This is a genomic window from Streptomyces sp. NPDC058008 (assembly GCF_042886395.1).
Lineage (GTDB): Bacteria > Actinomycetota > Actinomycetes > Streptomycetales > Streptomycetaceae > Streptomyces.
In genome coordinates, this window is sequence record NZ_JBHVQX010000033.1 from 26,448 (window position 1) to 50,212 (window position 23,765).

At 72.4% G+C, this 23,765-nt stretch carries 21 protein-coding genes and 1 pseudogene; 8 read left to right on the top strand and 14 right to left on the bottom strand.

The features are described from left to right. Positions 1-31 precede the first annotated feature (31 nt). The 5 genes and pseudogenes from ACFVS9_RS27650 to ACFVS9_RS27670 all read right to left on the bottom strand — a co-directional run bounded on the left by ACFVS9_RS27650 (position 32) and on the right by ACFVS9_RS27670 (position 5,997). Positions 32-1,039, bottom strand: coding sequence for a LacI family DNA-binding transcriptional regulator (locus tag ACFVS9_RS27650; RefSeq protein WP_383115983.1), 1,008 nt, complete (start codon positions 1,037-1,039; stop codon positions 32-34). A gap of 259 nt (positions 1,040-1,298) precedes the next feature. Beyond that, positions 1,299-2,267 (bottom strand): annotated as a pseudogene (locus ACFVS9_RS27655) (pectinesterase family protein); the annotation flags it as partial. Positions 2,268-2,524: 257 nt separating this feature from the next. Then, a complete protein-coding gene (locus ACFVS9_RS27660) occupies positions 2,525-3,319 on the bottom strand; it encodes an ATP-grasp domain-containing protein (protein ID WP_383115982.1) in 795 nt (264 codons plus the stop codon). A gap of 289 nt (positions 3,320-3,608) precedes the next feature. Continuing rightward, the gene (locus ACFVS9_RS27665) at positions 3,609-4,580 is read right to left on the bottom strand and encodes an arabinan endo-1,5-alpha-L-arabinosidase (protein WP_389936471.1); all 972 of its coding nucleotides are present in this window, start codon (positions 4,578-4,580) and stop codon (positions 3,609-3,611) included. A 229-nt stretch (positions 4,581-4,809) separates the two neighbouring features. Next, a complete protein-coding gene (locus tag ACFVS9_RS27670) occupies positions 4,810-5,997 on the bottom strand; it encodes a cytochrome P450 (protein ID WP_389936565.1) in 1,188 nt (395 codons plus the stop codon). Between the two features lie 930 nt (positions 5,998-6,927). On the opposite strand from ACFVS9_RS27670, the gene ACFVS9_RS27675 reads away from it, so the two are divergent. Beyond that, positions 6,928-8,178: a hypothetical protein gene (locus ACFVS9_RS27675; RefSeq protein ID WP_389936474.1), complete on the top strand. Its 1,251-nt coding sequence runs from the start codon at positions 6,928-6,930 to the stop codon at positions 8,176-8,178. 131 nt (positions 8,179-8,309) lie between these two features. Here ACFVS9_RS27675 and ACFVS9_RS27680 read toward each other — a convergent pair whose 3' ends face one another. The 3 genes from ACFVS9_RS27680 to ACFVS9_RS27690 form a co-directional block, all read right to left on the bottom strand. After that, on the bottom strand, positions 8,310-8,507 hold the full coding sequence (locus ACFVS9_RS27680) for a DUF397 domain-containing protein (protein WP_389936477.1): 198 nt from the start codon (positions 8,505-8,507) through the stop codon (positions 8,310-8,312). Beyond that, positions 8,504-9,382, bottom strand: a complete 879-nt coding sequence (locus ACFVS9_RS27685; RefSeq protein WP_389936480.1) for a helix-turn-helix domain-containing protein — start codon at positions 9,380-9,382, stop codon at positions 8,504-8,506. Before ACFVS9_RS27685 ends, ACFVS9_RS27680 begins: the two co-directional genes overlap by 4 nt. 277 nt (positions 9,383-9,659) lie before the next feature. Further along, positions 9,660-10,040 (bottom strand): hypothetical protein, encoded by a 381-nt coding sequence (locus ACFVS9_RS27690; RefSeq protein ID WP_389936483.1) that lies wholly within the window; start codon positions 10,038-10,040, stop codon positions 9,660-9,662. Positions 10,041-10,118: 78 nt separating this feature from the next. On the opposite strand from ACFVS9_RS27690, the gene ACFVS9_RS27695 reads away from it, so the two are divergent. The 4 genes from ACFVS9_RS27695 (at position 10,119) to ACFVS9_RS27710 (ending at position 12,611) form a co-directional block, all read left to right on the top strand. After that, positions 10,119-10,511 carry a helix-turn-helix domain-containing protein gene (locus tag ACFVS9_RS27695; RefSeq protein ID WP_383115975.1) on the top strand — a complete coding sequence of 131 codons (393 nt, stop codon included), beginning with the start codon at positions 10,119-10,121 and terminating at the stop codon, positions 10,509-10,511. A 92-nt stretch (positions 10,512-10,603) separates the two neighbouring features. Further along, a complete protein-coding gene (locus ACFVS9_RS27700; protein WP_383115974.1) occupies positions 10,604-11,014 on the top strand; it encodes a VOC family protein in 411 nt (136 codons plus the stop codon). Positions 11,015-11,184: 170 nt separating this feature from the next. Further along, a complete protein-coding gene (locus ACFVS9_RS27705; RefSeq protein ID WP_383115973.1) occupies positions 11,185-11,652 on the top strand; it encodes an ATP-binding protein in 468 nt (155 codons plus the stop codon). Positions 11,653-11,954: 302 nt separating this feature from the next. Further along, a complete protein-coding gene (locus tag ACFVS9_RS27710) occupies positions 11,955-12,611 on the top strand; it encodes a YceI family protein (protein WP_383115972.1) in 657 nt (218 codons plus the stop codon). Positions 12,612-12,784: 173 nt separating this feature from the next. Here ACFVS9_RS27710 and ACFVS9_RS27715 read toward each other — a convergent pair whose 3' ends face one another. Beyond that, a complete protein-coding gene (locus ACFVS9_RS27715) occupies positions 12,785-14,104 on the bottom strand; it encodes an aminotransferase class I/II-fold pyridoxal phosphate-dependent enzyme (RefSeq protein ID WP_389936486.1) in 1,320 nt (439 codons plus the stop codon). A 47-nt stretch (positions 14,105-14,151) separates the two neighbouring features. Here ACFVS9_RS27715 and ACFVS9_RS27720 point away from each other — a divergent pair, with 47 nt between their 5' ends. Then, positions 14,152-15,537 carry an MFS transporter gene (locus ACFVS9_RS27720; protein WP_389936488.1) on the top strand — a complete coding sequence of 462 codons (1,386 nt, stop codon included), beginning with the start codon at positions 14,152-14,154 and terminating at the stop codon, positions 15,535-15,537. Positions 15,538-15,909: 372 nt separating this feature from the next. Here ACFVS9_RS27720 and ACFVS9_RS27725 read toward each other — a convergent pair whose 3' ends face one another. The 3 genes from ACFVS9_RS27725 to ACFVS9_RS27735 all read right to left on the bottom strand — a co-directional run bounded on the left by ACFVS9_RS27725 (position 15,910) and on the right by ACFVS9_RS27735 (position 18,208). Then, positions 15,910-16,641 carry an SDR family oxidoreductase gene (locus tag ACFVS9_RS27725; RefSeq protein WP_383115969.1) on the bottom strand — a complete coding sequence of 244 codons (732 nt, stop codon included), beginning with the start codon at positions 16,639-16,641 and terminating at the stop codon, positions 15,910-15,912. 207 nt (positions 16,642-16,848) lie between these two features. Next, on the bottom strand, positions 16,849-17,550 hold the full coding sequence (locus ACFVS9_RS27730) for a hypothetical protein (protein WP_383115968.1): 702 nt from the start codon (positions 17,548-17,550) through the stop codon (positions 16,849-16,851). 88 nt (positions 17,551-17,638) lie between these two features. Then, a complete protein-coding gene (locus tag ACFVS9_RS27735) occupies positions 17,639-18,208 on the bottom strand; it encodes a hypothetical protein (protein WP_383115967.1) in 570 nt (189 codons plus the stop codon). Between the two features lie 392 nt (positions 18,209-18,600). On the opposite strand from ACFVS9_RS27735, the gene ACFVS9_RS27740 reads away from it, so the two are divergent. Continuing rightward, on the top strand, positions 18,601-19,401 hold the full coding sequence (locus ACFVS9_RS27740; RefSeq protein WP_383115966.1) for an SAM-dependent methyltransferase: 801 nt from the start codon (positions 18,601-18,603) through the stop codon (positions 19,399-19,401). 114 nt (positions 19,402-19,515) lie between these two features. Here the strand turns inward: ACFVS9_RS27740 and ACFVS9_RS27745 are convergent, their stop codons facing one another. Beyond that, on the bottom strand, positions 19,516-20,532 hold the full coding sequence (locus tag ACFVS9_RS27745; protein ID WP_383115965.1) for an alpha/beta fold hydrolase: 1,017 nt from the start codon (positions 20,530-20,532) through the stop codon (positions 19,516-19,518). A 553-nt stretch (positions 20,533-21,085) separates the two neighbouring features. Here ACFVS9_RS27745 and ACFVS9_RS27750 point away from each other — a divergent pair. Then, a complete protein-coding gene (locus ACFVS9_RS27750; RefSeq protein ID WP_389936568.1) occupies positions 21,086-21,574 on the top strand; it encodes a YbaK/EbsC family protein in 489 nt (162 codons plus the stop codon). Between the two features lie 608 nt (positions 21,575-22,182). Here the strand turns inward: ACFVS9_RS27750 and ACFVS9_RS27755 are convergent. Then, positions 22,183-23,709 carry a hypothetical protein gene (locus tag ACFVS9_RS27755; RefSeq protein WP_389936497.1) on the bottom strand — a complete coding sequence of 509 codons (1,527 nt, stop codon included), beginning with the start codon at positions 23,707-23,709 and terminating at the stop codon, positions 22,183-22,185. Positions 23,710-23,765 lie beyond the last annotated feature (56 nt).

Below are 23,765 nucleotides of genomic sequence, written 5' to 3' on the forward strand. Positions count from 1 at the left end.
CACCCACAGGAGTGAACGAGCCCCGCCGGACTCAGGCCGGCGCCGGTCCGGAGCTCGCGCGGACCGTCAGGACCGGTTCCAGCAGTTCCACCTCGTCCGTGCCGCGGCCCGCCAGCTTGGCGACCACCTGTTCGACCGACCTGCGCCCCATCTCCTGCGCCGGGATGGCGACGGACGTCAGGCGCACCGAGGCCTGTGTGGCCACCTGGTCGGGGCAGATGGCGACGACGGACACGTCCTCCGGTACGGCACGCCCCTGCTGCTGGAGCAGGTTGAGCAGCGGCTCGACGGCGGCCTCGTTCTGGACGATGAAGCCGGTGGTTCCCGGCCGCTCGTCGTAGATCCGGCTCAGGGTGCCGGCCATCGCCGCGTAGCCGCCCTCGCAGGGGCGGTGCAGGATCCGCATCCCGGCCTCCTGGGCCTTGGCCCGTATGCCGTCCACGGTCCGTTCGGCGAAACCGGTGTGCCGCTCGTAGACGGCGGCCGCTTCACCGATCACCGCCACCTCGCGGTGGCCGAGGCCCGCGAGGTGTTCCACGCAGAGCGCCCCGGTGGCCTCGAAGTCGAGGTCCACGCAGGTGAGCCCCGAGGTGTCGGCCGGCAGGCCGATGAGCACCGCGGTCCTGCCGGAGGGGCGGAGCAACGGCAGGCGTTCGTCGTGCAGTTCGACGTCCATCAGGATCATCGCGTCGGCCAGCGAGCTCCCCGCGATCCGGCGGACGGCCGCCGGGCCCTCCTCGCCGGTGAGCAGCAGGACGTCGTAGCCGTGCGTACGGGCGCTGGTGGCGACGGCGATGGCTATCTCCATCATCACCGGCACGTACATGTCCGTGCGCAGCGGCACCATCAGCGCGATGATGTTGGACCTGCTGCTGGCGAGGGCGCGCGCACCGGCGTTGGGGTGGTAGCCCAGCTGCTGGATACTGAGTTCGACCCGTTCCCGGGTGGAGGCCGAGATCGACCGCTTGCCGCTGAGGACGTAGCTCACCGTGCTCGCGGAGACTCCTGCGTGCTGGGCGACCTCGGCAAGCGTGACCATTCGGCTTCTCCCCTACAGTGGGCGACCGCAAGGGAGAGCGGGTGAAGCGCTTCGACAGCGCCTTGCTGTGCTCCCCTTCGCACTCTGACATGCACAGACACCGTGGAGCCTAGACTCGCTCACAGGGACTGTCCAGAGTGGAGTCGAAGCGCTTCGACCGGGACTGCCCCGGCCGGACGCCACCGGCAGCGGCAACGCACCGGACCGGCACCGGCACCGGCACCGGCACCGGCAGCGGTCCACTGCCGCACACCGTGTCTCAGGACGCCGAGGGTGTCCAGCCCGCCAGCCAGCCGGCGGTCTCCTGGCCGGCGGCCTGGGAGTCGGTGAGCTGCGGGCGGTCACCGCTCGCCGTACCGGATCCGGGCCCGGTGTTCCTGTACTCCGCGAAGCGGTCGTCCTTCCACGAGAAGCCACTCATGTCCGTCCACGGGGCCGGCCTGATCGCCGAGCTCAGCGTGGTGTTACGGAAGGTGGCCATCGGGTCCAGTGTGGCGTCTCCGCCCGCGTGCCACGGCCGGCCGAGGTAGAAGGACGAGGCCGCGACGTCGCCGTTCACGGTCGATCCGGTGATCAGGAACCCCTTGCGGTCGGCGGCCGTGCTCGGTGCGGCGATGTATCCGGCGGAGCTGCCGTCCCACCGCTTCTTGAGCGTGATCACCGACTTGTCGATCACGGCGGTGGCACGGCCGAAGATGAAGTCGACGTTGCCGACGACGTAGGAGTTGGTCATGTAGACGCGGCCGAGCGTCGCCTTGGAGGCCGTGTCGAGCAGCAGGGTGTCCTGGTCGCCGGTGACGATCACGGAGTCGAGGAAGACCTTGTCCGCTGCGGTACGCAGGGCCACCGCCTGGAGCCCGCTCATGTTCTGGTGCGCGGCCTCGTCGAAGTCGTTGGAGATCGTGAGGTTACGGGCCTGGAATCCGTTGGCCTCGGCCGCGACGGTCGCGCTGCCGCCGGTCCCGTAGGTGCCCGAGCCGTCGGGCTTCTGGGTTCCGGAGGCGTTGTTGTAGACGATCACGGTGTCGTTGCGGCTGGAGCCACTGCCCTGGAGCGTCACGTTCTGCTTGGTGGAGGGGATCTTCACCAGTTCGCGGTAGGTGCCGGGCTTGACGGAGACGACGGTCCGCGCCGTGTTGCCTGCCGGGATCGCGTCGACGGCCGCCTGCACGGTCCGGTACTGCCCGCTGCCGTCCTTCGCGACGGTGAGCGTGGTCGCCGCCTCGGCGCCGGAGGCCGATCCCAGCGTCCAGAGCGAGGCGAAGGCCGCGAGTGCCGTCGCCCCCGCGGTCACCGCCCTACGCGGTGCGGGGTGGAGAGGGGTACGTCGTCGCCGACTGGCTGCCATGGGCTGATCCGTTCGTCGGGAAGAGGTGGGATTCCATGCGGTAGTCGCCGCCGCCGCCCCAAAGGTTGCCTCCCTCCGGAAGGCTGTCCCACGCCCGCAGGCTGCCCCCTCCCGAGGGCTGCCTCCCTCCCGAAGGCTCACGACCGCCGGAACCCCGCGTCCCGCGCCAGGACGGCCGTCCCCGGCCCCGCCGAGCGGAGTACGACGTCGAGGGCGCGGGCGGGATCGGCGGCGTACACGTTGCTGAACCAGGCCATGTTGGCCTCGACCACCGCCCACCGCCCCTCCCCCGTGCCGTCGCCCCGGCGCATGAGCCCCACGTCGAGCACCACCCCGCTGGGCAGGGTGTCCGCGCACGCGTCGACGAGCCGCCGCACGAACGCGCGTACGGCGGGCTCGTCCGGGTGGCCGGTCAGGGGCGCCGCGTCGAGCCTGCCGAAGGTGGCGTACCGCGAGCCGGTCCATATCTCCCCGTCGAGCAGGTGCAGCCGGAACTCCTGCGCCCAGGTGACCACTTCGCTGATCTGGACCAGGGATTCCTCCGGCAGGCCCGGCGGTACGCGAAGCGCGCCGCCGTTCGCGTACACGGCGGCAGGGAAGCTCTTGTCGGTGGGCGGCTTCACGAAGAGCGGGCCGTCCGCGCGGCGGGCTTCGGCGAGAGGTACCCGGCGGACACGGCGGCCGGTGAACGCGTACGGCAACGCGTCGAGCCAGCCGTCCCCCGGTTCGAGGAGTGCGGCCCCGAGGCGGTCGGCGACCGTGTCGGCGAAATGCGGACCGCCGTAGTAGTACACCGCTGTCCCAGGCCCCGCGAGGGCCGTGACACCGTCGGGAGGCAGCACCGTCACATCCATCCCGCGCTCACGGGCGGCCCCGGCCAGCAGGGTGGCCGTGGTGGAACGGTGCGGGGCGAGGGCGAGGAGACCGGCCATGCCGCCGCAGCTTACGGACACGAGGGCGCGTGAGCCGCGGCGGGCCGGGGAGGACGACCACGGTCTCCGCGGTGCGGAGGAGGCCGTGGACGTCCCGTCGGTCTCCGGACCGAGGTCAGGGCCGGGTTCGATCCCGGCGTCGGGCTCGATCCCAGGGCCGGCGAGTTCACGACGTCCCCCGGCCGATGCCCGCCACCGGAGGAAGGGCATCGGCAAGGCCGGCAGGCCCATAGGTCAGGTCAGGTCAGGTCAGGTCAGGTCAGGTCAGGTCAGGTCAGGTCAGGTCAGGTCAGTAGGCGACGGGCCAACCGCTGCTCCAGTTCAGCAGGTTGACGCCGAGTTTCGGGGTGCCGTTGTCCTGGCCGTCGTAGTAGTGGTAGACGAGCAGGTCGCCGTCGGAGTCCGCCAGGACAGACTGGCCGCCCGGTCCGATGTAGCGGCCGTGCGACTCCAGGACGGGGGTGCCACCGTTGCTGAGCATGCTGACGCCGTCGCGGTCCTTGTACGGCCCGGTGACGCTGGTGGCCCTGCCCACCTTGATCTTGTACGTCGAACCGGCACCGGCGCAGCAGGTGTCGTAGGAGGCGAAGAGGTAGTAGTAGCCGTTGCGCTTCACGACGGAGGGCGCCTCGACCGCCTTGGTCCCGGTGGGCCGGGAGGCGAGCGAGCGGCGTGCGGTGTCGCCGGCGTACTGCTTGCCTGTCGAGGGGTCGATGCGGATCATCTTGATCCCGGTCCACCACGACCCGAAGGAGAGCCACCACGTGCCGTCGTCGTCCACGAAGAGGTTGGGGTCGATGGCGTTGTAGTCGCTCGACGCGTTCGACGTGTAGACGATCCCGTAGTCGCTCCAGCTGCCCGCCTGGCCCGTGGTGGACCCGGCCAGGCCGATGGCCGAGGTGTTGGAGCCGAAGGACGAGACGGCGTAGTACATCAGGTACTTTCCGCCCCGGTACGAGATGTCCGGGGCCCAGGGGTCGGACGCCGAGGAGTAGTTCTTCCACCAGGCCGGCTTGGTGGTGAAGGCGTTCCCGGACCGGCCGAAGGCGGTGCGGTCGGTGGAGGTGCGGAGCTGGAGGCCTTCACCGGTCGAATAGAGCAGGTACTGTCCGGACGAGCTGCGGATCATGCTGGGGTCGTGGACGACGACGTCACCGTTCACGAGCCCCGGGTTGGGATAGGCCGACGCACTGCCCGGCACGAGGGCGAGCAGGAACGCTGCGGGGAGTACGGCGAGGGTTCTCCGCCAGGTGCGGCTCATGGGAGGACCTCCTTGGGGTGAGGGGTGGGGAGTGCACCCCGCTGTCGCCGCCAGGCCCCCGTCGGTTGCCGCACTTCCCTCACTTTCATCCGGCAGCCGGACGGTGTCCGGCATCCCGGACGCCATGAGCACCGAAGGCCGCAGGACGGGCCTCGACCGCCGCGCGGGCGGAACCACCGTGGGATCAACCGGCGTCCGGACCGGACGGACGCCAACGGCCGGTCCGCGTTCAGCTGTTGAGCAGCACCGGGAAGGCCTCCATGTCGTTCTGCGTCATGACCGGCAGCTTGCGTATCTCGTCGTCGGCTATCGCGAGCCTCAGCCCGGGAAAGCGTCCGAAGAGCGCGGGCAGGGCTATGCCGGCCTCGACCCTGGACAGTGCGGCGCCGGGACAGATGTGGGGCCCGTGTCCGAAGGTCATGTGCCGGATCGGGGTCGGGCGGGTGATGTCGAAGGTGTCGGCGTCGTCCCCGTGCTGGGCGGCGTCGCGGCCGATGGCCCGGTACGAGATCACGACGCCCTCCCCCTCGGCTATCACCTGGTCGCCCACCCGGATGTCCTCGGTGGCGAACCGCATCAGCAGGTGTGTGGTGGGCGTGTCCCAGCGCAGGGTCTCCTCGATCACCGTCTCCCACGGGATCTCGCCGTCCAGCACCCTGCGGAGCTGGTCGGGGTGGGCGAGGAGTGCGCGTACGGCGTTGAGGATGAGCCCGATCGTGGTCTCGTGCCCCGCGGCCACCATCGCCTTGAGGGTGCCGACGACCTCCTCCTCGGTGAGGGGCTCCCCACCCTCCTCGGCGAGGATCAGCGCGCTGGTGAGGTCGTCGGTGGGGTGCGCGGCCTTCTCCCGCACCAGTTCGGCGTAGAAGACGTCGAGCTCCGCCAGCAGGGCCATGCGGTCCTCCTGCGGGGTGAGCATGGAGAAGAAGGCCTTGTACTGCCGGGTCAGCATGGGGTGCAGCGCTTCGTCCACTCCCATCAGCAGCCCGACCACCTTCATCGGGAGCGGCTGGGCGAAGGCGGCCTTGAGGTCGACGGCCGCGCCCTCGTCCTGTTCGGCGAGCGTGTCCAGCAGGTCCGCCGTGAACTTCTCCACGTCCGGGCGGATCGCCTCCAGCCGTCGGGGGGTGAGGGCCTGGGACGTCTTCGTCCGCAGCCGCCGGTGCTCCTCGCCGTCGACCGTGAACATGGAGCGTCCGGCGTCGATCATGCCGATCAGCGGCCAGGCGTGGGTGACCTCCCCGCTCCGCCAGAGCCCCCAGGCGTCCAGATCCTTCACCAGCCGTGTGTCCAGGAGGAGTTGACGGGCCTCGGCGTGTCGGGTGACGGTCCAGGCAGGGACGCCGAGGAGGTCGATCCGCGCGAGCGGAACGGAAGCCCGCAGCCGTTCGGTCTCACCGTCGAGGTCCTGGACCATGGGGTCGACGACCACCGTCGCGTACGGGCAGTTCACAGCGGGTCTCCTGTCGTGCGGGCGGGGGCGAACCGGACGGGAAGTGCGTTCATCCCCCGTCGGAAGGCGGGCGGACGCCGGATCAGATCCTGTGCGGGGAGCGAGAGTTCGAGGTCAGGCAGCCGGTCGTGCCGCATGCTCCGGTACAGGGCCTGCGGTTCGGTGTGGAACTCGGTCCCGCCGAGCGGTACGCGAGCGGTGGCGGCGTGCGCGGGGCAGGTCCCGCCGAGCGCGGCGGATAAGGGGTCGTCATCGTACGGACTCCTGGGAGACGGCTTCGCGCATTGCGGCCGTACGATCAACGCGCGCTCATTATAGGGAAGTTGGGTGAATCTTTGGGGTCCCGGCTCCCCGCCGGCCCCGACGAACCGCGCCACCCCGGCGGCCTCCGCCGGACACCGGGCCGGGCGAGTCGGCCGACTTCTCCGCCCCGCTTCCTCCGGAGGCGGGGCGGAGCGCGACGCGGATCGATGAGCACACGGCCGACGCGGGCTCGCGCGCGGACACGACCGAGCGCCGCGTCCGGGGCTCCCCGAGCGGTCCCCGGCGCCCTTCGAGTCGTTCGGCTCGCCGGGCCCGACCTGAGCCACCGCGGTACACCGAGCGCGTCGCCCCGGCCGGCCGTCCGAGCGTGGCGTTCCGGGCCGGGTGGCACGCTGACCTGCGGAGGGTCCGGCCGGCGGACCGCCCGGCCGGAGGCTCCTTCCGGGGACCCACCGGCAATGGTCCGCACCACCCCGTCGTACGGTGTCTGGTCCCGGCACCTTTCCGGGAACAGGAAACCGTGGCACCGCCCGGCTGCCGGTGGCTGTCCTTGAGTACCTGGCGCGACCCACGGCAAAACGCGCCTACCGGACGTACCGCGGGCGGGACGGGACGCAAGGGGGACGCGGGATGAAGCACATACCTTTCTTCCGCTGGGTACTGACACTCGGCGTGCTGCTGATCGGCTGCTCGGCGGGCCTGTACGCGGCCGCACCCGGCCTCCCCGAACTCCGACAGCTCGATCTGACGGTGCTCGACGAGGCGCCGGACGGCCGGTGCACGGTCCAGTGGACGGACCCCTTCGAGGGCGGCGAACGGGAGGGTTCCTACCGGTGCGACCCGGACCGGGACCCTCTCCTGAAGGCACCCGAGTACGACATGGGTTCCGGTCTCGGCTGGGAGAGCGGATTCGTGGTGGCCGAGGGCGCGGACAAGGGGGAGCTCTACTCGCTCGACGAGGAGGAGGACGACAGCACGGACGGGTGGATCGAGGCCTCCGACACCCTGGTGCTGATCGGGCTGTTCCTGACCGCCACCGCCCTGATCGGCGGAAACATCCGCGCGACGGCCCGGTTGGGTGGTGTGCGGCCGAAGGTCGTCCGCCGGGCGGAGCGGCTGGGCGAGGCCGCCTCGATGGTGGCCCAGGACCACGCCCGGGCCGTGGACGCGGTACGCGCGGCGTGGGCTCCCCTGCGCAGGGAGCAGGTGGAGGAGGAACTGCGCCGCATGCCGGTCGAGCGGTTGCGCGAGGAGGCCGGGGAGCAGCTGCGGACCGGCACGCTGAAGGCTGCCGGTGTCCTGACCGTGCAGGAGGTGCTGGACGCCGGGGCGTGGGAGCTGGCGCAGTGGCCGGGCGTGAAACGTCGGACGGCGGAGACGGCGGTCGCCGCCGCGACCGGTCTCGCAGCCGCCGCGAACAGGTCGGTGACGGTACGCCTGGACGCGAACCGGCCCCGGGCCCGGACCACGGCACTCGTCGCAGCCGCCCACGTCCTGGTGGCGGCCGGACCACAGGCACGGGACACGGCGGAGAGGGGCAGGGAGCTGGGCGCCCAGCTGGAACCACTGCTGGAGGACGCCGCCCCCGCCACCGGGTACAGGGCGATGCTGGCCGCCGGTCCGGGACAGCGCAGGCGGGCCCGGCAGGCCGTGACCCGACTGAGTTCCCTGCTGGACGAAGCGGAGCGGACAGGACTGGCGGAGCGCTTCGGCCAGGCCTCGGTCGACCTGCTGCGCGGGGCGGACAGCCGGTCGGCCGGACTGGAGGCCTGGGTGGACTTCGAGACACGGCCCGAGGAGTACGACCGCCTGCTGACCGAGCTCACAGCCTGCACGGACGCCACCCACCCCTCCGGTCCCTCCGGAACCGGACACCTGTGACACCCGCAGGACACGTGGCCGGGAGCGGAGCCGCACGGCTCTGATCTCTCCGGCTGACGGTCCCTGGACGGACGAGGGTCCCGCCGTAGGACCGGTTCAGTCCTACGGCGGGACCCTTGCCAGCAGTTCCCTCAGCCGGCGGCCAGTCCCAGGAAGCCGGACCACGCCCGCGCTCCGACGGTCAGCACGGGCCCGTCGGCCTGCTTGGAGTCACGCACGTGCACCGTGCCAGGGGACTCGGCGACCTCCACACACTGCCCGCCCTCGGCACCGCTGTAGCTGCTCTTCGACCAGAGGAGTGCCGACTCGGTAGTCCTTGCGGTGTTCATAGCTCTCCCAGCAACTTCTCGACAGAACCCAGGGTCTCTCGCGGAGTGAGAGCCTGGCTCCGGATGATTCCATAGCGTGCCGCGGCAAGCCTGGTCTCCTCCCGCTCCGTCAGCAGAATGCTGCGCCCCTGGGCCTCCATGTAGACGAACTGCTCGCCGCCCTTGCGTGTGATGACCGTGTACGGGCCGTCCACCCCCGCGTTGTCCTCACGGTCGAGCGGCATCAGCTGAAGTTCCACGTTACGCAGGGCACCGAAGCGAAGAAGCTGCTCGAGCTGCCCACGCATGACCGCGTTACCGCCGAGCCGCTTCCGCAGCGCCCCCTCCTCCATGACGAAACTGAGCAGCGGCGCGGGCCAGCGGTTGTAGATCTCCTGTCGCGAGAGGCGCGCGGCTACCCGCTGTTCGATCGTCTCGGCGTCGAGGAGCGGGCGCCGCATGGCAAGGACGGCGCGCATGTACTCCTCGGTCTGGAGAAGCCCGTTGACGATATGGCTGTCGTACGCGCACAACTCGACCGCCTCGGCCTCCAGGCGCGCCATGTCCCTGAAGAAGGCCGGGTACTGGGACCGCGCGACCTCCTCCTTCAACACCATCAGCAGTCCCCCGGCTTCCAGCACCCGGTCCGCCTTGTCGATGAACTCCGGCTGAGGGATCCGCCGCCCCTGCTCGAACGACGCTACGGACTGGGCGGCGTACCCCAACCGCCTGCCGAACTCCACCCGGTCCAGGCCCGCCCGTACGCGGAGCAGCTTCAACTGCCGCCCGAACGCGACCGCCACCCCGTTGTCCGGGTTGCCCTCCGGCCGGGTCCCGGACGGGAGCTCCGCACCGTCCCCCGCTCCGACACCCGCGCCCGACTCGTCCCGCCTCATCGCCCACCGCCTGTCCCACGTACCTATACGCCACGGCCCACCGCGTACAACCAACCAGCGAGGGACGGCACGGCGAGCGCTCTCGCACCGACGACACCCGCCCCGACGGGCAGCGCCCGCCCCGGCTCGTCCCACTCGGGCACCGTAACGAGCCGATCGTCCGCACGCGCACCGTTCACGAGGCGTTCCATCGAAGGAGTGATCGTCCTGCGTACGGCGGCCCCTTCTTCCCTGCGGCCGTCGCTGCGAGGGCCGCAGGTCCGGGTGCGCCGGCCCCTCAGGATCCGCCGAGTTCGGCCGCGAGGTCCGTGTCGCGCATGCCGGGGAAGGCGTAGCCGTCGGCTTCGTCCCACGGGACGTCGAGGTCGTCCAGGTGCACGTGCCACTCCGCCCCCGGCAGCGCTCGGCGCAACGCGGTCACCGAACCCAGCACGAGATCGAGGACCGGCAGCACCAGGGCGGGGTCGAACGGCATCTTGGTGGAGCCGGCGAGGATCCGGTCCGGCCGGCTGTCGTCGCCGTCGTAGAGGTACAGGCTCTCCTGGTCCTCGTACGGGAAGGACGAGGCGTGGGCGGCGACGATGCGCTCGACGGCGGCCGTCTCGGCCCGTGTCCGTGGCGTCGGCCGGTTCGCGGAGTAGTAGAGGGAGACGCTCATGGTGCCGAGCGTACCGAGGGGGTGTGACAGGGCCGCCGGGCAGCGCGCCCCGGGCGGCGCGTGTGATGACATGGCCCCGTGAGCCGCACCGTGGAAGAGACCAACCGCCGCATGCTGCGCGCACGGGACGCGATGGACCGTGCGTACGCGCAGCCGCTGGACGTGCCGGCCCTGGCCCGGATCGCCCACGTCTCCCCGGCGCACTTCGCCCGCACCTTCCGTGCCACTTTCGGCGAGACGCCGCACCGCTACCTCCAGCGGCGCCGGGTCGAGCGGGCGATGTTCCTCCTGCGGGAGACCGGCCGCAGCGTCACGGACATCTGTTACGAGGTCGGCTTCGGCAGCACCGGCACCTTCAGCCGTACGTTCCGCGACATCGTCGGCCGGTCGCCGAGGACGTACCGCAAGGAGGCGGCGGCCACGGACGTGCCCACGTGCTTCACGAAGGCGTGGACGCGCCCGCGCGCGTGAGTCCGGCGGGGTGGCCCGGACGCTCGGCGCGGGCCGCCGACCGAGCAGTTTCGGATAAGTTTTCGCCGGGCCCGCCGACTAGCGTGGAAGACATGTTCAACGCGATCACACACTCACAGATCTTCGTCCTCGACCAGGACGAGGCCCTCGACTTCTACGTCGGCACCCTCGGCCTGGAGGTCAGCGCCGATGTCGACATGGGCTTCATGCGCTGGCTCACGGTCAGCGTCCCCGGCCACCCCGAACGCCAGGTCCTGCTGGAGAAGCCGGGCCCCCCGGCAATGTCCGAGGAATCGGCCGAGCAGGTCCGCGAACTGCTGACGAAGGGCGCGCTGGGCAGCGCGCTCATCCTCACCACGGACGACTGCCGCAAGACGTACGAGACGCTGCTGGCCCGGGGCGTGGAGTTCACGGACGAACCCACGGAGCGCCCGTACGGGATCGACTGCGGCCTCCGCGACCCCTTCGGCAACCACCTGCGCTTCACCCAGCTGAAGGCCTGAGAACCGGGGGCGGGCGCTGATCGTCACCGGCAGGCTCACACCTGCGGTGACGGTCCCCCGGCCCTCGCTGCCCCCTGCCGCGTACAGGCCCCGCGCGCACCACGTACATCCCTCGCACGACAGCGCGTCACGCCTGGTCACGCCCGGCGACGATGGGTCAGCGTGGGCGCATGACCAGCAAGAAGCCACCGCTGCCCGTCCGTCCGCGACGCACCGCGCAACCCCGTTTCCCCTGGCACCACTTCAGGATGCACTTCAGCTCGACCCCGCGCGGCGCCCGTCTCGCCCGGCGCCTGGCCGGCGAGCGCTTCGACGCCTGGGGCATCCCGTACGGGAGCGAGGCGCACGACGCGCTGACGCTGGTCGTCGCCGAGCTGAGCAGCAACGCGGTGCGCCACGGCCACGTCACAGGACGCGACTTCCGGCTGCGCCTGTCCGCCGAAGGCGCGGCCGTCCGCGTCGAGGTCACCGACACCCGGGGGGAACGCCTCCCCGCCTCGGTCGAAGCCCCGCCCTCCGACCACGACGGCGGCCGCGGTCTGCTCCTGGTCGCGGCGCTCGCCGACTGCTGGGGCTGGTACCCGCGCACGGACGGGCCGGGCAAGACGGTGTGGGCACTCCTGGAAATCCCCCGCTGACCGGCGCCGCACCCCCGCGGCGCGTGCCTCTGCGGGCTCGGGCCCGGCGTGCGCCACAGGAGCGGCGGCCTCTTCGCCATGGGCGGTACGCGAGGGCGGCCGAGGCGCTGATACCGACGGGTTCCGCGAGGTGTCGGCATGTCACAGGGGCAGGCTCCAGGACGCCCGCATGGCGCCACCTCACGCCCGGCTACCGCCAACGCTCCCCCGGTACGTCACCTTGTGAAGGTCTGACCTCGAATGTTCGGGTTCCTTGATCGACTCTTGCGGGTGCCACTTACCTGAGAGTAACTAACTGTTCCATGAACCTCTTCAGCCGCAGCTCCTTGCTCCGCCGACCGGAGTCCCCCACGGAGGAGTCGACTGCCACCCCGACGGCCGACGGTGCGACAGTTCTGCCCGATCCCCGCCTGGCCGTGCTCACCGGGGAGTGGATGATCGACCCCGCGCACAGCAGGATCGGCTTCTCCGTGCGGCACGCCATGGTGACGACGGTGCGCGGCGCGTTCACAGAGTACGAGAGCCGCCTCTATTTCGACGGACGCAATCCGGCCCGCTCCCGGGCCGACATCTCGTTGTCCACCGCGAGCGTCGACACGGGAGTGGAGCAGCGCGACGCGCATCTGGCCGGCCGCGACTTCCTGGACTCCGTGAAGCATCCCCGTATGACCTTCGCGAGCACCGCCGTGCAGCTCATCGGCAAGGACGTCTACCGCATGACCGGCGACCTCACCATCCGGGGCGTCACCCGGCCCGTGGTCCTGGATCTCACCTACATCGGTTACGTCACCGACCCGTTCGGCTACGAGCGCGTCGGGTTCGACGGGACCACCACCATCAACCGTTCCGACTGGGGTCTGACCTACAACGCCCGCCTGGCCGAGGGCGGCGCCATGGTCAGCGAGAAGCTGCGCCTGCAATTCGACATCGCGGCCATCCGCACGCCGTCCGCCGCCTGATTGGCCGACAGGTGAGTGCCCGTCAGGTGATAGGCCGGTAGCTCCTGTCTGCCGGTGGCGCCGCCGCCCGGTGCCCCTGGGCGCGGCACTCCTGGCCCCCGCTCCTGCCGCCGCACCTCTCACCGCGCACCGCGCCCCGCCCCGCCCCGACCGGATTCGGCCCCGGGTCGTGGCTAACCGCCGTAGACCGCCTGTGACTCCGCGAGTACGTCCGCGAAGTCCTGTGCGAGGTCTGCCGCTTCGGCGGGGGTGAGGGTGGCGGTCGTGACGCGTACGCCGGGCGGGGACGCGATGCGGAATCGCGTCCCCGCCGCGATCCACCAGCCGCGTGTCCGCAGCCCGTTGACGACGGCGGACTCGTCCCGGACGGGCACCCACACGTTGAGGCCGCTCACGCCGTGGGACGCGATGCCGTGCTCGCCCAGCGCACCCGCCAGGGCCTCGCGCCGGGTCGTGTACGTGCGGGCCGCCCTGGCAACCAGCCGTGTCACCGCCGGATCGGTCAGCAGTGCCTCGACGGTCGCCTGGAGGATGTGACTGACCCAGCCGGACGTGAGCAGCATCCGTCCGTCGTGCCGCGCCAGGGTGGCCGGGTCGCAGGCGAGGGCGGCCCAGCGCAGGTCGATCCCGAGGTGTTTGGACACCGTACGCACATGGGCCCAGCGGGGCAGCCCGCCGGATGCGAGGTTGACGGCCCCGGCGCCGGCGATGTCGGCGTTGTGGTCGTCCTCCACCACCAGCACCTCGGGGAAGTCGCGCAGTACGGCGAGGAGTTCGTCCCTGCGGCCGGGAGTGAAGCGGGCGCCCAGCGGGCTCTGGCCGCGCGGGCTGCACACGAGGGCGCGGGCCCCCGCGCGCAGTGCGAGGCGCAGCGCCTCCGGGCGCATGCCCTCGTCGTCGACCGCCACGGGCAGCATGCGCAGGCCCAACGCCGGTACCAGGTCGAGGAGATGGTGGAATCCCGGGTCCTCGACGGCCACGGCGTCACCGGGTCTTAGTTCGGTGGACAGCAGCCTGCCGACGCAGTCCAGAGCGCCATGGGCGAAGGTCACCGCCTCGGTGGGCACCCCGTCCCTGCCCAGCCAGGCGCGGGCCGCGTCCTCCAGCGCGGCGAGCCTCGGGGAGGCCCGGTGCGAACCGGGCACGGGCTCCACGCGCGCGGGCGGGGTGAGCACCGGCAGGCAGGCCGGATCGGGGTGTCCGCCCGCCAGGTCACGCAGCCCGGCGGGCACGCGGGGAGGCCGCCGCGAGGTGACGGCGGGGGCCGACGCCACCACCGTGCCTCCGCGCCCCAGGGTCACCACCACACCGCGCCCGCGCAGTTCCTTGTAGGCCGCCGCGACCGTCCCGGCACTGACGCCGAGACCCTCGGCGAGCCGCCGCACGGGCGGCAGCGAAGCACCCGGCCGCAACGTCCCCTCGGCCACGCGGCTTTCTACGGACGCCGAAATCTCTCTGGCCGTACCGCCCACGATCCCATATTGTTCTGCCACAGATGGAAGTTTGTACCGATACAAAGAGCGTGTCAAGGGGGATTCCGATGGAACCGACACCGAAACGCGTGCCGTTCACGCGGCGCTTCGCCGTACCGGGCGGCCGCGACGGACGGCGCATGCTCGTGGTGGCCGTCATCGACAAGGTGGGCACGGGCCTGTGGGGCGGCGCCGCCACGCTCTACTTCGTCTACGTCGCGCACCTGTCGGTCGCTCAGATCGGCATGCTGATGGGCCTGTCCGGCGTCCTCGGGATAGCCGGGCCGCCGCTCGCGGGGCGGCTGGCCGACCGTTTTCCCGTGACCCGCCTCCTGGTCGTCGCCCAACTGGCGCGGGGGGCCTCCCTGCTGGGCCTGCTGACGACGGACGACTACGCGCTGCTGGTGCTGTTCTCGGCGCTGGGTTCCCTGCCCGACCGTGCGTCGAGCGTGCTGACCAAGCTGTTCGCCGCGCGGGTCGCCGGACCCCATCGCGTGCGCTACCAGGCGATCCAGCGCACCGCGGTGAACATCGGGTGGGCCGTCGGCGCCGCGGGAGCGGCCGCCGCGCTGACCGTCGGTACGACCGCCTCCTACCAGGCCCTCCTGCTCGCCAACGTCGCCTCGTACGTGGTCATCGGGATCCTGACCCTGCGCACCGCCGAACCGGCGGCGCCCGGTCGCGTGGTCGCCGGAGCGGCCGTCCCCGCCGGGGGCGGAGCTCCCCGCACCCCTGGAAGCGGTCCCGGCCCCCGGGCCGGGGGCCCGACTCCGTGGCGGGACCGCCGCTACCTCGCGTTCACCGGTTCGGAGATCTGGCTGTTCCTGGACGACAGCATCCTCCAGGTGGGGTTCCCGCTCTGGATCGTCCACGCCACCTCCGCCCCGGTCGGACTGGCCCCGCTGGTCCTCGTCCTCAACAGCGTGCTGGTGATCGCCCTCCAGGTGCCCCTCTCCCGCTTCGGGGAGACCAGGGCGGCAGCCCGCCGTCTGCTCGTCCCGATCGGTGCCGCCTTCCTGACGGGAGGCGTGGCACTGGCGGCCTCGGCCGGCGGCGGCCCCTGGTTCGCCACCGCCGCGGTACTCCTCGCGGCCGTCGCCTTCACGCTCGCCGAGATCCTTCACTCGCTCTCGTCCTGGGAACTGTCCGTCGCCCTCGCGCCCGGGGAGGCGCAGGGGGCCTACCTCGGCGTGCACGGCCTGGCGCAGTCGGCGCAGCGCAGCCTGGGACCTGTCGTCGTGGGAGCCGCCGTCAGCGCGGGCCCGCCGGCCTGGCTGGTGCTCGGGACCTCGCTCGTACTGGCCTGCCTGGCGCAGCACCGTCTCGTCCGGCCGCCCGTCGCACCGGCGGAAACGGCGAAGAGCGCGGACGTGCCCTCGACCCGCGTCACCAGGAGTTCCGGGGCCGGCCGGGACACCGCCGCGTCGCCGCCGCCACCCGCGCAGGGAGGCTGAGGCGGGCGGCCCGGCCCTGGGCCTTCATCGCCGGCGCCGCCCCGTGCGTGACGGCATCCGTGTGCGTACCGGTGCCACGCCGGTGGAGCGGTGCCTCGAAGCCCGTCCGCCCCGCCCACGCGCTTCCGCGTTCCCGGGTTGCGGGGCTCGCCGGCCGGAGTGAGCCGCCACCGGCCGTGGAGGCGGCTCGGTGACAGCGGGCGGGCCGGAGAAGGGGTCGGTGCGAGCCGGCCGGGGCAGCGCGCGGAAGGCCGGAGAAGGGGTCGGTGCGAGCGGCCGGGCAGCGCGCGGAGGGTCGGACCACGTCGCTGAGGGGGCCGGGCCTCGCGACCCCCGCCCCGCATCGTGGTGTTGGCCTCAGCTCACCACTCGCTACATGCCCCCGGCGACGCGCAGGACCGCGCCGGTCGTGTAGGTGGCGTCGGCGGAGAGGAGCCAGGCGACGGCCCCGGCGATCTCCCCTGGCTGCCCGGCCCGGCCCATGGGGACGTTGGCGGCGACCTTGGCGGGCCGTTCGGGGTCGGCGTGGAAGTCCGTCCAGATCGTGCCGGGGGCCACGCAGTTGACGCGGATTCCGTCCGCGGCGACTTCCTTGGACAGGCCCACGGTCATCGCGTCGACCGCCGCCTTCGCCGCCGCGTAGTGCACGTACTGGCCGGGGCTTCCGAGGGTCGCCGCGGCCGAGGAGACGTTGACGACGGCTCCCCCGCCGGTCCGTGACATGTCCCGCACCGCGCGGCGCGCGCACAGGAGGTAGCCGAGCACGTTGACGCCCAGGGCCTGGCGCATGCCGTCGGCGTCGGCGTCGGCCAGCCGCCCGTTGGGGCCGCTGACCCCGGCGTTGTTGACCAGGCCGGTGACGGGACCGAGTTGCCGCGCGGCCTCGTCGAACAGCCGGTCGACGTCGTTCTCGTCCGCGGTGTCGACTCGGACGGTCAGACATCTGCGCCCGGCGGCGCGGACGGCGGCGGCGACCTGCTCGGCGGCCGAGTCCTGGGAGCGGTACCCCACGACGATGTCGTGGCCGTCGGCCGCGAGGCGTTCGCAGACCGCGGCTCCGATGCCCCGGCTGCCACCCGTGACGACGGTGACCGGCTGCTGCATGACTGACCCTCCTGAGAATTTGATCGATCATCGATCATTGCACACCTCGCAGGACCAGGTAAGGAGCTGCCACGGAATGTCAGGAGAACGTCCCGGCGGCCCCGCCACCGCGCGTGGTGGGTGAGGCGATCACTCCTGCCACGACGGGCCCGGCGGCGATGCGGGTGCGTGCCGAGCCGCAGTCACCTGCCCGGCCGGACCAGGTCCTCACCCGCCGTGAGCGGAGTCCAGTACGTCGTCCCCGGCCGGGGCCCGGAAGCCCAGCGGCTCGTCGAAGGCGCTGAACGCGGTGGTGCTGCGGTAGTCGGTGCCCTTGTAGTCGACCTGGAGGAGGTGCGGCTTGCCCTCGGTGGCGACGTAGAAGGTGTACGTGCCCGCCTCCTGGGCCGTGTCGGCCTCGTCCGTCACGCGCAGTGCGACCGCCTGACGGCCGCCGATCTCGGTCCGGTCACCCTTGGTGGCCGTGCCGAAGGCACTGAACGGCCAGGTGCAGTCGACCAGTCCGTCGCCGGGCTTCGCGTTGCCGGCGGGGGCCTTGATCCAGCGGTCCTGGTCCTCGGCACCGGCCGTCCTGCGGCCCGACCACCGTTCCAGGTACGCGCGGTCCGGTCGTACGTAGTCCGTGTCACCGATCCGGATCTGTTCGAGGCTGCCCCCGTCCGTCCAGGTGATCTTGTTCGTACACCGGCCCTCGAGATCGGTGGTCTGCCTGCTGGAGTGGCCGCTGCCCGCCGCCGAGGTGGTCGACGACGCGATGGTGACCGTCCTGAGCGCGTTCATCGTCCGGTGCGCCTCGTCGAGCAGATCACCGGCGGAGGGCTCCTTCCCCTGGCCGTTTCCACCCGCGCAGCCCGTGAGCGCCGCCCCCAGGACGAGGCCGGTCATCACCGCTGCCGTCGAAGTCGCCATGGCGCGCACGCGTTCCCCCAGATCGTGAGCGTTCGAGCCTACGGCACCCCCGGCGGGCGGCCGCGAGCGCCCTCCGCCGGGGTGCCGGTCAGGCTCCCCGCCGCCTCCGCTGTCCCGCGTAGAACGTGGCGGCCCCGGTCAGCAGCGCGAGACCCGCCGCGGCGGCGACGGTGATCCGGGTGGTGCCCTCCTGGTCCGGGCCGTCGGGCAGCCGGGGATCCAGCAGGCCGAGCGGGTCCTTCCGGATCTCGACCCGGTCCCCCACGTCTGCCTGGCCGAAGCAGTTCTCCTGCTGGGAGACCTCGTACGTCGCACGGTCGCCGCCGGTCTCCCGGACCGAGCAGGACATCTCGGCACTCCGGTCCTCACGGCCCGTGACACGGGTGACCACGGCGGCCGCGGGCTCTCCCGCCGTCGCCATGTACGTTTCGTACACCGCGGGCCCCGCGAAGAGCATCAGCAGGAATCCGGCCACCGAGGCCAGCGTCGCGGCCCCGGCCCGGTGCCAGACTCCGCCGATCAGGCACGCGGCGACCGCGACGGCCGCCAGCATGAGGACGACGCCGATCCAGGTCACCCACTGCCCGATCCCGGCACCCAGGATCATCGCGGCCGGAAAGCCGACGGCCCACAGCAGGGAACCGACGGTTCTCCGCACGCCGGACACCTGCGCCCCGGTAGCCCCAGGCCCCGCCGATGAGGCCCGCGCCCCTGATATTCCTGCCGTCCTGTTCCCGCTCATGTCCCCCGCCATCTCCGCGCTCGGTGCCATCCGCACCGGCGGCCACGTCCACGGCTGACGCGACGTGGTGTCCCGCCGGATGCGACACCACCCTAGAGGTCGCGGACCGGAGCGGCAGACCCAGCTGACGGTGCGTCGGCCGACGGCCCGTCACCCGTACCCGACGTGGCGTCGGAGCGTGGATCCACAGGGGACTTGACGGTCCCGGGCGACCGCCCGCCCTTGATCAGCGGCACGCGGCGGATCAAGGGGTACCGTGACCGAACACGAGTCCGACCTGGCTTCTCGGCCGCACGAGGTGACGAACGATGAACGAATACCCGCTGCCCACACCCCACCCCACGAGCGCCCATCCCGCTCGTGTGTACAACGTCTGGCTGGGCGGCAAGGACCACTACCCGGTGGACCAGGAGGCGGCCGAACTCGCCGCCGCGGCGAACCCGACCATCGTGCCCTCGGTCCGGGCCAACCGGGCCTTCCTCGGCCGCGCCGTGCGTCACCTCGCCGGGGTTGGTATCCGGCAGTTCCTCGACATCGGCACGGGCATCCCCGCCGCGGAGAACACCCATGAGGTCGCTCAGCGGGCCGCTCCCGAGTCGCGGGTCGTGTACGTCGACAACGACCCGATCGTGCTCACCCACGCCCGGGCGCTGCTGGTGAGCGGACCCGAGGGGCAGACCGACTACGTGCAGGCCGACGCGCGGGACGTGGACACGATCCTCGACGAGGCCTCGCGCACCCTGGACCTGAGCCGGCCGGTCGGCCTGATGCTGGTGGCGATCATGCAGTACGTCAAGGACTCCGAGGACCCGTGGGACATCACCCGCAGGCTCCTGGACCGCCTCGCCCCCGGCAGCCACCTCGTCCTGTCGCACCCGGCGGCCGACGTCACGGCCCCCGAAGTGGCCGAGTCCATGCGGATCTACAACGAGCGCGCCGCCAGCCACGCCTCCGCCACCCCGCGCACCCGGAAGGAGGTCGAGCGCTTCTTCGACGGCCTGGAGATCCTGGAGCCGGGGGTGGTCACCCTCACGCGCTGGCGTCCGGAGCCGTCCGACACCCCGGACGACACCCTGCCCATGTGGTGTGCCGTGGCCCGCAAGGCGTGAAACGGCGGGCCCCCGCCCCCGGGTCGGGTTCGCGAGTCCTGTCGCGACCGGGGCACGAGGGGCGGGGCCCGTAGGGCGGTTCGGCCCGGCGCACGGGCGTGTCGGCGTACGTCCTCAGGTGGCGCTGCGCTCGCTCGCCTCCCGCAGGTCGCGCTCCACGGCACGGTCGAACGCGGGGTCCGGTGCGCCGTCCGTACTGCCGGGCCGCCCGGCCCGCAGGAGTTCACGCCAGTGTTCCTGGCTCCAGCCCGCCGGGGCCGTGGTGCGCATGAAGTCCTCGACCAGGTCACGGAACCGGGCCGGGTCGGTGTGGAAGGGGAAGTGGCCGGCGCCCTCGAAGATCTCCAGGCGGCTGCCGGGCATGGCCGCGTGCGCACCGTAGGCGTGGCGCACGGGGACGACGCTGTCCCGTGAGCCCCACAGCAGGAGCGTGGGCATGCCCTGGGCCAGGTAGCAGCGGTCCAGCATCGTGACCACCTGGCCGCGCCAGTCCACCACGGCCCGCAGCGTGCTGATGAACGCGCTTCGGGACGTGGAGTCGGGAAGGGCGTCGACGAGGTCCAGCAGTTCGCCCGCGTCCTGACCGAGGTCGGTGTCGAGCAGCTTGATCAGCCGGGTGAAGAGGCCGACCTGGCTGCGCATGCCGGGCAGCCGGAGCGTGGACAGCATCAGGTCGGCGCCCGGGAGGGACACCGCTCGCAGGACGGGGTTGACCTCCCGCCCCACCCCGCCCGCGCTCACCAGGATGAGCCGGTCGGTGCGTTCGGGGTACTGGTAGGCGAACTGCATGGCCACCCCGCCGCCGAGCGAATGGCCCACGAGCGTCGCGCGTTCGATGCCCAGGACACCCAGCAGGTCCCGGATGCCGTTGGCGTAGGCGGCCACCGAGTAGTCGGCCCGGGGTTTGTCGGAGTCCCCGTGGCCGAGGAGGTCCGGGGCGATCACGGTGTGGTGGCGTGCCAGCTCGGGGATCACCTCGGCCCAGGTCGCCGAGGAGTCACCGATGCCGTGGATGAGCAGGATGACGGGCCCCTCCCCCGCCATCCGGTAGGCACGGCGGTAGCCGTGGATGGTCCGGTGGGACAGCGTCACACCGTGGCCGGCCTGTCGTCCGCGTGCTGGTGCGCCCACGGCACCGCCTCCGTCCGCTCGCTCCGACGATTCCCGAGCGAGGGTAGGGAGCTCCCGCGCCGAGCGGATTACCGGGGCGTTTCGGTCGGCATCCGGGTGGGATTCGGGGTGGCCGTGCGCCGCCCCGGCATTCGTAACACGGGTGCGGCGGTCATACCGGCCGACGCGCCCTGTGATCATCTGACCGCGCGGGACGGGCCCTCCGCGCGTGCACGGGCCTGTTCGGGCCCACTGGTGGACCGCGGGCGCCTGGCACGCCGTCGCCGGCCGCGCGTTCCGCCGTGGCCGCGGTGCGGTGACCGGAGGGGCCGCACAGGTCCGGCAGCCGACGGGGGCCGCACACGGGTCCGGCAGCCGACGGGGGACGCGGCCCGGTGGTCGCCGGGGCAGCGGGACCCCGTGTGCGTCGCCCGGCAACTCGACGAGGATATGGCTACGTTGAGAGGTCAAGCGGATGCCCGACGAAGGATTGGTACACGTGCCCGAAGAGTATGCGCCCGTCTCGCAGGAGCCCACGGAAGCCCCCGACGGCGACGCCGCCTATGTACGGCTGATGTCGCTGCTCGACGAGAGCGGCGCCCGGTACCGCGTCATCGACCACGCCCCCGAAGGGCGCACCGAAGAGGTCAGCCGCCATCGGGGGCACCCGGTGTCGCAGGGGGCCAAGTGCCTTGTCGTCATGGTCAAGACGGGCAAGCGCACCAAGCGGTACTTCCTGGCGGTCGTCCCCGGGGACGACCGGGTCGACCTGCCGGGCCTGAAGGCACTGGCGGAGGGCAGTTACGTGTCGTTCGCGTCCGCGGACAGGGCCGAGGCCCTGTCCGGGAGCGTGAGCGGCACGATCCTGCCCTTCAGCTTCCACCCCGATCTCGAACTCGTCGTGGACCCCGGAGTGCTGGAACACGAGGAGATGTTCTTCAACGCGGCACGGCTGGACCGCTCCCTGGCGCTGAACACCCAGGACTACCGGGAGCACCTCCGGCGCGTCGGCGCCCGGATCCAGCCGATCGTGGCGAACGCCCCGGAGGCCGCCACCCGGTGACGCCCGGCGGGCCGCGTGCACGCCGTCGCCGGACCGGGTCTGCGCGCGGCGGTCACGCCACCTCATGGACAGCGAAAAGCCCCGTGCCGCCGACGAGGGACGGGCGCGGTCACAGTGGCCGCGTGTGCCACGACCGCGGCCTCCGGTAGATCCCGCCGGTCAAGGAGTTCACCGTGGAGCACGAGTCCGTCACCGGATACGGCGGGCGACGCTCTCCGCGCTCCCGACCGCGGCGCTCCGGGGTGTGCCGGAGAACTGGTCGCCCGTACGCGGCGCCCACTCTGGGGCCAGGAGGGCGGCCTGTTCGCCGTGGCGGGCCAGGACCGGGTACGCCCGCCACTGCGACGCCCTGGTGCGTGAGCGCCGTGGGCCCGCCGCCTTCCTCGACCGTGTCGACCTGGGCGGGGCCGAGGACGTCTACGGCTGCGGGAGGCCGGCGACGAACTGCACCGGTCCATCGCCAAGGAGGAGAACGGGCTGTTCACGGCGTGCCTCACCGCGCTCTCCGGGGACCGGTGGGGCCGCTCGACGGCCGCGGTGGCGGGCGGCGCGTCCGGACGCGCCGGGTGACCCGGGGTGCGTGACCCGGCCCCTGCGGGCGCTCTCCCTCAGCCGGATCGCCGACCGGCCTCCGTCCCGTCCTCGGCCGGTCCGGGCAGCAGGCGGGCCTGGTGGGGCCCGTGGCCCGAGGGCAGGGGAACCGTCCGCGCGCCGCTGGTGACCGGGGGCGGCGGGGCGTTCCCGGGCACCAGGACGGCTGTCGGTACCCGGCGCGCGAGGCCGCGCAGGGCATCCGGCGTGATGCTCGCGTCGTGCCCTTCGGTCTGCCGCGAGGCGCAGCCGGCGTAGTAGGCGATCGGTACCGCGTCATCGCCGCTGACCACGCACGGCGGGCGCACCCCCATCCGGTTCAGCGCACCGGCGACGGCGGCGAACCCCGCGCTCGTGGCGTGGCTGGTCCGCACCACATGGCTGAGCACGGAGAACTGGACGCCCAGATGGGCCGCCAGGACCAACGCCAGCGCGGCGGTGCCTCCGGGGCGGCGGGCGTGCCGTGCCCGGGCGAGGAGGGACACCAGGTACTCGGCCACCGGTACGGCCAGCAGCGCGTAGGCGGGGAGCAGGAAGCGGGGGGCCGCGTACTCGACAAGGAACAGGTAGGGGACGGCCATCGAGACGCCCACCGCCGTCGCCGACAGCGCCACGAGGCCCCGGCCGGCCCGCCGGGCCGCGACGACCCCGCCCGCCGCGAGCAGGGGCAGCGCCACCCACCACACCGCGGTGGCCGGGTTCTCCCAGCCGATGTCGCAGGGGCGGCACAGGGTCCTGCCCGCGAGCGACCGCAGGTGGTCGTCCACGGCGAAGTTCCAGCCGAGCCCGCCCTGGATCTCACCGGCCCGGTGCAGGCGGGTGCCCAGGCCTCCGTAGTGGGCGTACGCCTCGGCGGTCCAGGGGGCGCAGCCCGCCACGAGACCGCCGGCCGGAGCGGCGCACAGGCCCGGGCGGCGCCGGCCCGGTACCAGGAGCGTCGCGAGGGTCAGGGGCAGCGCGAGCCAGAATCCGTCGGCGGGGCGCATGAGGGCGACCAGGGCCACGGCCGCACCCGCCCCGGCCGCCGCCGTCCGGACGGCGGCCTCACCGCTCAGGGCTCGCATGACCCAGCCGGCCGCCGCCAGGGCGCCCAGGGCGCACCACAGGTTGGGCATGGCGGCCGGACCGTAGTAGAGGGTCGGCCACAGGCCGGCGAACAGCCCGCCCGCGCCCACGAGTACGGGTGTGGGCAGCACCTTCCGCCAGATCCACAGGGCGACGGCCAGGGCCACGGCGGACACCAGGGCGAGGTAGATCCGCAGCGCGGTGGTGGATGCGGTGAGTGTCGCGACGGGGGCGACCAGGTAGGAGATCCCGCGGGCGCGGGGGGCGCTGAAGAAGGCGGGCGGGGCGTTGCCGCCTACCTGGCTGACGTAGACGGTCTCGTCCCACGCCAGTCCTGAACCCGGTACGACGAAGGCCAGTTGGACGGCGGCGAAGACAACGGCGAGCGCCACCAGCCACGGCAGCGGACCGCGCGCCTTCCTGCTGGTCCGAGGACGTGGGACCGGCTGGGCCTGATCCACCGGCCGGGTTCCGTACATGTCCGCTCCAGTCCTCACCACGCCGCAGGACGGAGGGCGCGCGGCCTTGGTCAACG